The organism is Klebsiella sp. MS 92-3, assembly GCF_000195655.1.
GTDB classification, from domain to species: Bacteria; Pseudomonadota; Gammaproteobacteria; order Enterobacterales; family Enterobacteriaceae; genus Klebsiella; species Klebsiella pneumoniae.
This window is the reverse complement of the sequence record NZ_GL882869.1, coordinates 54,555-64,820: the sequence shown is the minus strand read 5'-3', so window position 1 is coordinate 64,820 and position 10,266 is coordinate 54,555. Positions and strand designations below refer to the sequence as shown.

Below are 10,266 nucleotides of genomic sequence, written 5' to 3'. Positions count from 1 at the left end.
CCCCGCCCCCCCCCCCCCCCCCCCCCCGGGCCTCTCCTGCTCCATCTCCATCCCCACCCGCAAGGGATATTGCAGATTGCTCTCTTTGCCCGGCGTATCACGACGATAGCGGGTCGGTGACATGCCAAAGTGACGGTGAAAGGTCCGGCAGAAAGCGGCTTGTCCCTCGTATCCCAGGCACTGAGAAATACTCTGTATCGACGCCTGCGTCTGCGTTAAATAGATTGTCGCAATCGTCATCTTTCGTCGGCTGACGTAGCTCGCCAGCGTGCAGCCCGTTACCATGGCGAATTGTCGCTGGAAGTACCAGTGTGAGTAGCCGGACTTTTTCGCAATCGCGCTCACCGACAGGGTGTCGAAAATATGTGCTTCGATCCAGTCAACAATCCCCTGCACCACCGGGATCATTTTCGCGCTCACCACCTCATCTGTTTTTGCCATCGTCATCATCCTGGGGAAATTACTGCTGGCGGCTATATTTGTCATACAAATTAAAAAATAGACAATGAATTATTGGCATAGCGACGATTGCCTGAGCGCATATTTTTATTAATCGTTTGATATTAAAGTTTTATTTTTTGTTCAGCGCATTGCGTGACAGCGGCGAAGCAGAGTAGTTAATCGCCATGCGAGTTCGCAAATCCGCAGAGGGCATCTCCTTATACATGGTTGCAACAATTTTGGCGGCTTATTGCCCACTCCTGCAGAAAACGGTTAAGCCTTCACCACATGCACCGGAGATAATAGCCTTTATCGTTGTAAGGCTTTTCACTGCTTGCGGCAAATGTTAACATTCTCAATACAATAACACGCCCGGGACGCGACAGCGTCGGGCGGTCAGAACACGATTCAGGTGAAAACCTCATCCTGTCAATGTGAGATAAAACAAAAAGTTATAAGGAGAGTAGCAATGTCGTTTGAATTACCTGCATTACCATATGCAAAAGACGCCCTGGCGCCGCACATTTCCGCAGAAACCCTGGAATATCACTACGGTAAACACCACCAGGCGTATGTCACTAACCTCAACAACCTGATCAAAGGCACTGCGTTCGAAGGCAAATCCCTCGAAGAGATCGTCCGCACGTCTGAAGGCGGCGTATTCAACAACGCAGCGCAGGTCTGGAACCACACCTTCTACTGGAACTGCCTGGCGCCTAACGCCGGCGGCGAACCGGAAGGCGAACTGGCGGCCGCAATCGCCAAATCTTTCGGCAGCTTCGCGGATTTTAAAGCCAAATTTACCGATGCCGCGGCGAAAAACTTCGGCGCTGGCTGGACCTGGCTGGTCAAAAATGCCGACGGCAGCCTGGCTATCGTCTCCACCAGCAACGCCGGCACCCCGCTGACCACCGACGCGAAGCCGCTGCTGACTGTTGACGTCTGGGAACACGCTTACTACATCGACTACCGCAACGCCCGTCCAAGCTATCTGGATCACTTCTGGGCGCTGGTTAACTGGAAGTTTGTTGCCGCTAACCTGGCCGCATAAACGACAAACCGCAGCTGGGTCCCCCCGGCTGCGGTTTTTTTAGCGCTTTCCCACCCGTTTATGACTGACTAGCAAAGGCCTCTTCCGGCTGCGCTCGTCCGCTAAACCAGACCAGCAGCAGCGCCAGACCGGCAATGATCGCGCCCATCACCGGCACAAAAGCGTATCCCAGTCCGCCAGAGATCACCGCCCCACCGGCGGCGGCGCCCAGCGCGTTGCCGAGGTTGAACGCGCCGATATTCACCGAAGAAGAGAGCCCCGGCGCCTCATGCGCTACGCGCATAACCCGCATCTGCAGCGGCGGAACCACCGCAAAGGTTGCTGCGCCCCAGACAATCATGCTGATGGCCGCCCCGGCCTGGGATTGCGCCAGCAGCGGGATCGCCAGCATGATCGCCATCAGCAGCAGCAGAAAGCCCTTCAGCGTGCCGGAGACCGACCGGTCAGCAAATTTGCCGCCCAGATAGTTGCCTAGCGAAAAACCGACGCCAATCAGCACCAGCATCGCGGTTATAAACAGCGATGAAGCGTGGGTCAGCGTATTGAGCACTGGCGAAATGTAGGTATACAGCGTAAACATCGCCCCGGCGCCCAGCACGGTGGTCAGCAACGCGGAGAGCACCTGCGGGCGCAGCAGGACAGAAAGCTCTTTTTTGACATCAGGACGTTCCCCCGCGCTGCCCTTCGGCAGGGAGAACCACAGGCTAACCATCGCCAGCAGGCCTAATCCCGCAGTAGCAAGGAAGGACATCCGCCAACCGATGGTTTCGCCAAGCCAGGTGGCCGCCGGCACGCCGCCAATGTTGGCGATGGTCAGGCCCATAAACATAGTGGCTACCGCGCTGGCCTGCTTATGCTTTGGCACGACGCTGGCCGCCACCACCGATCCCAGGCCGAAAAAAGCGCCGTGGTTGAGGCTGGTAATAATGCGCGACAGCAGCAGCGTGGTGTAATCCGGCGCGATGGATGACAACAGGTTGCCGACGGTGAAGATCCCCATCAGAAAAATCAGCGCATTGCGCCGTGCGCGATGCGACAACAGCAGCGTCATCAGCGGTGCGCCGACCATGACGCCGATGGCATACGCACTGATCAGCATTCCCGCTACCGGTATCGAGACGTCCACACCTTTCGCAATCACCGGCAGCAATCCCATCGGGGAGAACTCGGTGGTACCGATGCCAAAGGCGCCGATCGCCAGCGCAAGTAAAGGAAAGTTGATTTTCATTCAATGACTCCATCAGACCGTCAGAGAGGACGGCGTAACATCAGAAGTCAAAAGCATGACATCAATCACAAAAAAACAAAAGTGAACGAAATGACAAAAGATTTTTGCAGAATTGATAATAATGGCGGGATATGGGGAGGAAGCGGCCTCCTCCCTCAGCGAAACATTAGTGCAGTATGGCGGTCAGGCTGAAAGCGACAATCACGCCGAGAGCAATAATCGTGGTGATCAGCGAAAACTTTAAATTGGTATCCATCATTTTTCCCTCTTGTTATCCCCACACCAAAAGTGAGCTTGCTCATTTTTGCACAAAAAATCGCAAAAATCTTCCGGGATTTAGGGCGATGCACATTTTTGCTCTTCCACTTTGCCCCAAGATCGGACAAAATCCCACGCTAATTTAAAAGCGTATCGGCCATTGACCCCTTCCTGTCGTTCTGTGTCGTTTTCCCGACGTGATGCAATGTTGAAAATTGTATTCAGGGTGTGTGTAGGCAAACGTTTACGTATCGATGATCAGGCGATCAGGTCAAGGCATGGAGTGAGATGTAATGGCAACTATTAAAGATGTAGCGAAACGCGCAAACGTTTCCACTACAACTGTGTCACATGTAATTAACAAAACCCGTTTCGTTGCCGAAGAGACGCGTAATGCGGTATGGGCGGCGATCAAAGAGCTGCACTACTCGCCGAGCGCCGTGGCGCGCAGCCTGAAAGTCAATCACACCAAATCGATTGGCCTGCTGGCGACCAGTAGCGAAGCCGCCTATTTCGCTGAAATTATTGAGTCCGTTGAAAAGAGCTGCTTCCAGAAGGGCTATACTCTGATCCTCGGTAACGCGTGGAACGATCTGGAAAAACAGCGCGCCTATCTGTCGATGATGGCGCAAAAGCGCGTAGACGGTCTGCTGGTGATGTGTTCCGAGTATCCGGATTCGGTATTGAGCATGCTGGAAGAGTACCGCCATATCCCGATGGTGGTGATGGACTGGGGCGAGGCGAAAGCCGACTTCACCGATGCGGTGATCGATAACGCCTTCCAGGGCGGCTATATCGCCGGACGCTACCTGATTGAACGCGGCCATCGCGAAATCGGCGTGATCCCGGGCCCGCTGGAGCGCAACACCGGCGCGGGGCGACTGGCCGGCTTCATGCAGGCGATGAAAGAGGCGCATATCAGCGTGCCGGAAAACTGGATTGTGCAGGGCGACTTCGAGCCGGAGTCCGGCTACCGCGCAATGCAGCAGATCCTAAACCAGCAGCACCGCCCGACGGCGGTCTTCTGCGGCGGCGATATCATGGCGATGGGCGCTATCTGCGCGGCGGATGAAATGGGACTGCGGGTGCCGCAGGACATTTCGCTGATCGGTTATGATAATGTGCGCAACGCCCGCTATTTCAGCCCGGCGTTAACCACCATTCATCAGCCGAAAGATTCCCTGGGCGAGGCCGCATTTAACATGCTGTTGGATCGTATCGTCAACAAGCGTGAAGAGTCGCAGTCTATCGAAGTGCACCCTCGTCTGGTTGAGCGCCGCTCGGTAGCGGATGGCCCGTTTGTCGATTATCGTCGTTAAGGCATCTGGCGGGCGCGGATCTCTCCGGCGCCCGCAGCCACTCCCGATTCAGCGTGTCGCTGTCCCCCAGATAGTCAAGCATCCAGTTCAGCGCCGGTGAGGCATCGTTCTGCTGCCACGTCAGGCAGCAGGCGGCATCCGGAAACGGATTTTCCAGCGCCAGCGCAGTCCACTCGCCGCGATCTATCCATGGACGGGCGAAATGGCTCGGCACCATGCCGACGCAGAGTCCTGCCGACAAACAGGTTGCTGATGATTCCCAGTCAGGGACGACTACCCTCTTCTGGTTATCCAGCAACCATGTTGTCCGTTTAGGCAACGAGCGCGAGGTATCCTCCCGCACCAGCGACGGCCAGTTACGCAGGACGTCGTCGCTCAGGGGTCCCTCCATCTTTGCCAGCGGATGATCGCTCGCCACCACGCAGTCCCAGCTCAGCATCCCCATATCGCGGAACGCATAGCGACCGCCGACCGGAATAGATCGCGTTGCGCCAATCGCCAGCTCAACGCGGCCGTCGGCCAGCGCATCCCATACGCCATTGAATACTTCCTGAAAGACGATCAGTTCGACGTCGGGAAAATGGCGATAGAAGTCGACGATCATCTGACGCATCCGCGCCGGTTTCACAATATCATCCACTGCGATCGACAACTGTCCGCGCCAGCCGTTCGCAATTTGCTGACACTGCTGGCGGGTGATCTGCATTTTTTTGATAACAGAGCGCCCTTCCTGTAAAAACCAGACCCCGGCGGGGGTCAACTCCACATCACGATGGCGACGCTCAAATAAGGGAACGGCGAGCCACTCTTCGAGCTGACGCACGGTATAGCTGACCGCGGAAGGCACCCGGTGAAGCTCCTGCGCGGCCGCGCTGAAGCTGCCGTTACGGGCGACGGCATCAACCACTTCCAGAGAGTATTCAGACCACATTTTCTGCCTGCAAAATTTTTGAATGCATGTGACAAATATTAGCGTTTCACAAGCCACAATGCACTCCCTACACTCTGCGGCATCGTACCTGTACACCAACTATGAGAACGTTATGTCACAACCCGGGAAAGGATTTTTAGTCTGGCTGGCCGGCCTGAGCGTGCTGGGCTTTCTGGCCACCGATATGTACCTGCCGGCGTTTGCCGCCATGCAGCAGGATCTCAACACCTCCGCCGCCTCCATTAGCGCCAGCCTGAGCCTGTTCCTCGCCGGCTTCGCGCTGGGCCAGCTGTTCTGGGGACCGCTGTCGGACCGCTATGGACGTAAACCGGTGCTGCTGAGCGGCCTGGCGATTTTCGCGGCCGGCTGTCTGGGGATGCTGTGGGTGCACAACGCCACCCTGATGCTGGCGCTGCGCTTTCTGCAGGCGATTGGCGTCTGTGCCGCGGCCGTTACCTGGCAGGCGATGGTCGCCGATTACTATCCTGCCCAGCGCACGAACCGCATCTTCGCCACCATTATGCCGCTGGTAGGACTGTCGCCGGCGCTGGCCCCGCTGCTGGGCAGCTGGCTGCTGGTGCACTTCGAGTGGCAAGCCATCTTCGCCACCCTGTTCGCCATCACTCTGCTGCTGATGCTGCCTGCCCTGCGCCTGAAGGCAGCCGCGAAGTCAGTAGTAGTGACGCAGCAAAAGATCACCTTTCTCGCGCTGCTGCGCTCCCGGGAATACAGCGGCAACGTCCTGATCTACGCCGCCTGTTCCGCCAGCTTCTTCGCCTGGCTTACCGGTTCACCTTTTATCCTGCATGAAATGGGCTATGGCCCAACCGCTATCGGCCTGAGCTATATTCCGCAGACCATCGCCTTTCTGGTGGGAGGCTATGGCTGTCGCGCGCTGCTGCAGAAATGGTCCGGTCAACAGATGCTGCCGTGGCTGCTGGTGATTTTTGCCGTCAGCGTAGCCGCCACCTGGCTGGTGGGCCTGCAAACCCATGCCTCGCTGGTGGCGTTAATGATCCCGTTCTGCATGATGGCGGTGGTCAACGGCGGGATCTACCCCATCGTGGTTGCTCAGGCGCTGAAGCCTTTTCCGCAGGCGACCGGCCGCGCGGCGGCGCTGCAAAATACCCTGCAGCTTGGCCTGTGCTTCCTGACCAGTCTGCTGGTATCCGCGCTGATCGCCACGCCGCTGCTGACCACCACCAGCGTAATGCTGGTTTCGATTGGCTTAGCCGGAATAGGCTATCGCCTGCAGCAGACGCCGGAGCTGACACCCCACTCTTCCCACGCGTAATGCCCGTCGCCAGGGCCCGGACCAGTCGTTAGCATGCTAAGAAATTTTTATTGAAAGCCAGTACTTAGCGTCCTATACTGGATCCGGGTTCACATAAATAGAAAATAGTTACAGATTAACGGATGCAGGATGCCTCCGTTTCACCATGGAAGGCCTTTCGGCAAGGGTTATCTCCCTTCCTCTGTTTACGTCGGATAGCGACTTCACGGATTATCCGTGAGATTTCTCACAAAGCCAAAAAAGCGTCTACGCTGTTTTAAGGTTCTGATCACTTGGGCGTGATGGAGAAGCTATGAGTTCATCGTGTATAGAAGAAGTAAGTGTACCAAATGATGACTGGTACCGGATTGCAGCTGAATTATTAGGCCGTGCGGGAATTGAAATCAATGGCTCCGCGCCGTCCGACCTGCGGGTTAAAAATCCTCTCTTTTTTAAACGGGTTTTGCAGGAAGGTTCGCTGGGTTTAGGCGAAAGCTATATGGACGGCTGGTGGGAATGCGAGCGTCTGGATATATTCTTCCACAAGGTGTTACGCGCCGGGTTGGAAAAGCAGCTCCCACACCATTTCAAAGACACACTCCGCATCGCAGGCGCTCGTCTGTTTAATCTACAAAGTAAAAAACGTGCCTGGATTGTCGGTAAAGAGCACTACGACCTCGGCAACGATCTCTTCAGCCGGATGCTTGATCCCTATATGCAGTATTCCTGCGGTTACTGGAAAGAGGCGCAGAGCCTCGAGGCCGCCCAGCAGGCTAAGCTGGATCTCATCTGCCGCAAACTGGAGCTGGAGCCAGGCATGCGGGTACTGGATATTGGCTGTGGATGGGGCGGTCTCGCCGAATATATGGCGCGAAATTATCAGGTCAGCGTCGTGGGTGTAACCATCTCCGCCGAGCAACAAAAAATGGCCCAGGCGCGCTGCGCCGATCTCGATGTAGAGATTCGTCTCCAGGATTATCGCGATCTGCACGACAGCTTTGACCGCATCGTCTCCGTTGGCATGTTTGAGCACGTGGGGCCGAAAAATTACGCTACCTACTTTGAGGTTGCCGACCGTAATTTGAAACCCAACGGCCGCTTTTTACTGCACACCATTGGTTCCAAGGTCACCGACCATAACGTTGACCCGTGGATCGATAAATATATCTTCCCGAACGGCTGCCTGCCTTCCGTGCGTCACATTGCCGAAGCCAGCGAGAAGCACTTTGTGATGGAAGACTGGCACAACTTCGGTGCCGATTATGACACGACCCTGATGGCCTGGTATGAGCGTTTCCTCGCCAGCTGGCCGGAAATTGCCGATAACTATTCTGAGCGTTTCAAACGCATGTTTACCTATTATCTGAACGCCTGCGCCGGCGCCTTCCGCGCCCGCGACATTCAGCTCTGGCAGGTGGTGTTCTCGCGCGGTATTGAACATGGACTGCGCGTCGCCCGTTAAATAACACTCCCCCGCTTATCGGCGGGGGATTTTATTTCAGGCTTCATTGACCTTAGCCGCCATCTCTTTCGCGGCCAGCACGCGTTCGACCGTATCGACAACCGCCTGGGTCTGCGGATCAATCTCAATATTGACGCGATCGCCCAGTTTTTTCGCTCCCAGGGTGGTCCGCTGCAGCGTCTCCGGAATAAGATGCACGCAGAAACGGGTCGCCGTCACCTCACCCACCGTCAGACTAATGCCGTCAATACCGATGAATCCTTTATAGAGGATGTATTTCATCAGCGTTGGATCCTGCACTTTAAACCAGATCTGACGGTTATTTTCGGAAGTCAGAATCTTCACGATTTCCGCGGTGGTCATAATGTGGCCGGACATTAAATGCCCGCCGATTTCATCACTAAATTTCGCCGCTCGCTCGACGTTCACTTCATCGCCGACCTGAATATCGCCAAGATTGGTAATCCGCAGCGTCTCTTTCATCAGATCGAAGCTGATGCGCGCGCCGTTGATTTCGGTCACCGTCAGGCAGCAGCCGTTGTTGGCTACCGAGGCGCCGGTTTCCAGCCCCTCCAGCATATGTGCCGGTAACTCAACCACGTGAGTGCGAAAATTGGGTTTATCATCAATGGAGACCACTTTCGCGGTTCCCTGAACAATACCAGTAAACATGTTTGGCTCCTGTTGAAAATCATGACGGTATCATTACCGCTTTCGCTATCGGGAACAATAACAGGAGGGCAAAGCGGTTGCCAGCGCGCTTCGTGCCTCGACTCTTTTTTCACTGGCTTAATAGCCAATCCTCGCTACAATAGACTGGAAATTCCTCATTTTTATCCCCTTGCTGCCAGTTACGGCGGCTTTTTTAGTCTCAAAATAACAACAATTCGAAGGTGTTCACGTGCAGAAGTATTTCGTTGAAGCGCGTCAGTTATTAGCTCTGGCTATACCCGTCATCCTTGCGCAGGTGGCGCAGACGGCGATGGGTTTTGTCGATACCGTAATGGCGGGTGGCTACAGCGCCACGGATATGGCCGCCGTGGCCATCGGGACCTCCATCTGGCTGCCGGCGATCCTCTTCGGCCACGGCCTTCTGCTGGCGCTGACCCCGGTGGTGGCGCAGCTTAACGGATCCGGGCGGCGAGAGCGTATCGCGCCGCAGGTGCGTCAGGGCTTCTGGCTGGCCGGCTTTGTCTCGGTGCTGATCATGGTCGTGCTGTGGAACGCCGGATACATCATCAGCTCCATGCATAACATCGATCCGCTGTTGGCAGAGAAGGCGGTTGGCTACCTGCGCGCGCTGCTGTGGGGCGCTCCGGGCTATCTGTTCTTCCAGGTCGCCCGTAACCAGTGTGAAGGGCTGGCAAAAACCAAGCCCGGGATGGTCATGGGCTTTATTGGATTACTGGTCAACATTCCGGTGAACTATATTTTTATCTATGGTCATTTCGGCATGCCCGAGCTGGGCGGCGTCGGCTGCGGTGTGGCGACGGCCTCCGTTTACTGGGTGATGTTCGCCAGCATGCTGTGGTGGGTGCGCCGGGCGCGTACGATGCGCGATATCCGCTGCGCCGAGCGCTTCAGCGGCCCTGATTTTGCCGTCCTGTTACGGCTGGTGCAGCTGGGGCTGCCCATTGCTCTGGCGCTGTTCTTTGAAGTCACTCTGTTTGCCGTCGTCGCGCTGCTGGTCTCCCCGCTCGGGATCATTGACGTCGCTGGTCACCAGATCGCGCTTAATTTCAGCTCGCTGATGTTCGTTCTGCCGCTGTCGCTGGCGGCGGCGGTCACCATTCGCGTCGGCTTCCGCCTTGGCCAGGGCTCAACGATCGATGCCCAGGTTTCGGCCCGCACCGGCGTGGGCGTGGGGGTCTGCCTGGCGGTATTTACCGCTATCTTTACCGTCCTGATGCGTAAGCAGATTGCGTTGCTGTATAACGATAATCCCGAGGTGGTGACGCTGGCCTCGCACCTGATGCTGCTGGCGGCTATCTATCAGATCTCCGACTCTATTCAGGTGATCGGCAGCGGCATTCTGCGCGGCTATAAAGATACGCGGTCTATCTTTTTTATTACCTTTACCGCGTACTGGGTGCTGGGTTTGCCAAGCGGCTATCTGCTGGCGCTGACCGATATGATTGTGCCCCGCATGGGACCTGCCGGTTTCTGGTGCGGATTTATCATCGGTCTGACCTCCGCCGCCATCATGATGATGCTGCGGATGCGTTTTCTGCAGCGCCAGCCTTCCAGCATCATCTTACAGCGCGCTGCGCGCTAACTTGTCTAAGCCCGCCGCTCCGGCGGGC

At 56.2% G+C, this 10,266-nt stretch carries 10 protein-coding genes; 5 read left to right on the top strand and 5 right to left on the bottom strand.

What is annotated here, in order from left to right; genetic code table 11:
• A partial coding sequence (locus HMPREF9538_RS0128600; protein WP_071813944.1) for a helix-turn-helix domain-containing protein occupies positions 1 to 441 on the bottom strand: 441 nt, incomplete at its 3' end.
• 469 nt (positions 442 to 910) lie between these two features.
• Between HMPREF9538_RS0128600 and sodB the strand changes: the two genes are divergently transcribed.
• Positions 911 to 1,492 (top strand): superoxide dismutase [Fe], encoded by a 582-nt coding sequence (gene sodB / locus HMPREF9538_RS01185; RefSeq protein ID WP_002907771.1) that lies wholly within the window; start codon positions 911 to 913, stop codon positions 1,490 to 1,492.
• A gap of 58 nt (positions 1,493 to 1,550) precedes the next feature.
• Here the strand turns inward: sodB and HMPREF9538_RS01190 are convergent, their stop codons facing one another.
• Both HMPREF9538_RS01190 and HMPREF9538_RS31940 read right to left on the bottom strand, forming a co-directional pair.
• Positions 1,551 to 2,720 (bottom strand): MFS transporter, encoded by a 1,170-nt coding sequence (locus HMPREF9538_RS01190; protein ID WP_004212762.1) that lies wholly within the window; start codon positions 2,718 to 2,720, stop codon positions 1,551 to 1,553.
• Between the two features lie 166 nt (positions 2,721 to 2,886).
• Positions 2,887 to 2,976 (bottom strand): YnhF family membrane protein, encoded by a 90-nt coding sequence (locus HMPREF9538_RS31940; protein ID WP_004152976.1) that lies wholly within the window; start codon positions 2,974 to 2,976, stop codon positions 2,887 to 2,889.
• A 295-nt stretch (positions 2,977 to 3,271) separates the two neighbouring features.
• On the opposite strand from HMPREF9538_RS31940, the gene purR reads away from it, so the two are divergent.
• Positions 3,272 to 4,297: an HTH-type transcriptional repressor PurR gene (gene purR, locus HMPREF9538_RS01195; RefSeq protein WP_002907778.1), complete on the top strand. Its 1,026-nt coding sequence runs from the start codon at positions 3,272 to 3,274 to the stop codon at positions 4,295 to 4,297.
• Here purR and punR read toward each other — a convergent pair.
• Positions 4,224 to 5,228: a DNA-binding transcriptional activator PunR gene (gene punR, locus HMPREF9538_RS01200; RefSeq protein WP_002907780.1), complete on the bottom strand. Its 1,005-nt coding sequence runs from the start codon at positions 5,226 to 5,228 to the stop codon at positions 4,224 to 4,226. The genes purR and punR overlap by 74 nt on opposite strands.
• A gap of 112 nt (positions 5,229 to 5,340) precedes the next feature.
• Here punR and punC point away from each other — a divergent pair, with 112 nt between their 5' ends.
• Together punC and cfa are read left to right on the top strand one after the other, a co-directional pair.
• A complete protein-coding gene (gene punC, locus HMPREF9538_RS01205; RefSeq protein WP_002907785.1) occupies positions 5,341 to 6,522 on the top strand; it encodes a purine nucleoside transporter PunC in 1,182 nt (393 codons plus the stop codon).
• A 292-nt stretch (positions 6,523 to 6,814) separates the two neighbouring features.
• Positions 6,815 to 7,963 (top strand): cyclopropane fatty acyl phospholipid synthase, encoded by a 1,149-nt coding sequence (gene cfa, locus HMPREF9538_RS01210; protein ID WP_002907788.1) that lies wholly within the window; start codon positions 6,815 to 6,817, stop codon positions 7,961 to 7,963.
• Positions 7,964 to 7,999: 36 nt separating this feature from the next.
• On the opposite strand, the gene HMPREF9538_RS01215 is transcribed toward cfa, so the two are convergent.
• The gene (locus HMPREF9538_RS01215) at positions 8,000 to 8,635 is read right to left on the bottom strand and encodes a riboflavin synthase (RefSeq protein WP_002907792.1); all 636 of its coding nucleotides are present in this window, start codon (positions 8,633 to 8,635) and stop codon (positions 8,000 to 8,002) included.
• Between the two features lie 229 nt (positions 8,636 to 8,864).
• Between HMPREF9538_RS01215 and mdtK the strand changes: the two genes are divergently transcribed.
• On the top strand, positions 8,865 to 10,238 hold the full coding sequence (gene mdtK, locus HMPREF9538_RS01220; RefSeq protein WP_004148609.1) for an MdtK family multidrug efflux MATE transporter: 1,374 nt from the start codon (positions 8,865 to 8,867) through the stop codon (positions 10,236 to 10,238).
• Positions 10,239 to 10,266: the final 28 nt, after the last annotated feature.

Bases quoted from the DNA above. Each gene is read 5' to 3' on its own strand.
- HMPREF9538_RS01215 (WP_002907792.1), bottom strand. From the start codon at position 8,635: ATGTTTACTGGTATTGTTCAGGGAACCGCGAAAGTGGTCTCCATTGAT.
- HMPREF9538_RS01190 (WP_004212762.1), bottom strand. From the start codon at position 2,720: ATGAAAATCAACTTTCCTTTACTTGCGCTGGCGATCGGCGCCTTTGGC.
- punR (WP_002907780.1), bottom strand. From the start codon at position 5,228: ATGTGGTCTGAATACTCTCTGGAAGTGGTTGATGCCGTCGCCCGTAAC.
- punC (WP_002907785.1), top strand. From the start codon at position 5,341: ATGTCACAACCCGGGAAAGGATTTTTAGTCTGGCTGGCCGGCCTGAGC.
- sodB (WP_002907771.1), top strand. From the start codon at position 911: ATGTCGTTTGAATTACCTGCATTACCATATGCAAAAGACGCCCTGGCG.
- cfa (WP_002907788.1), top strand. From the start codon at position 6,815: ATGAGTTCATCGTGTATAGAAGAAGTAAGTGTACCAAATGATGACTGG.
- purR (WP_002907778.1), top strand. From the start codon at position 3,272: ATGGCAACTATTAAAGATGTAGCGAAACGCGCAAACGTTTCCACTACA.
- HMPREF9538_RS31940 (WP_004152976.1), bottom strand. From the start codon at position 2,976: ATGGATACCAATTTAAAGTTTTCGCTGATCACCACGATTATTGCTCTC.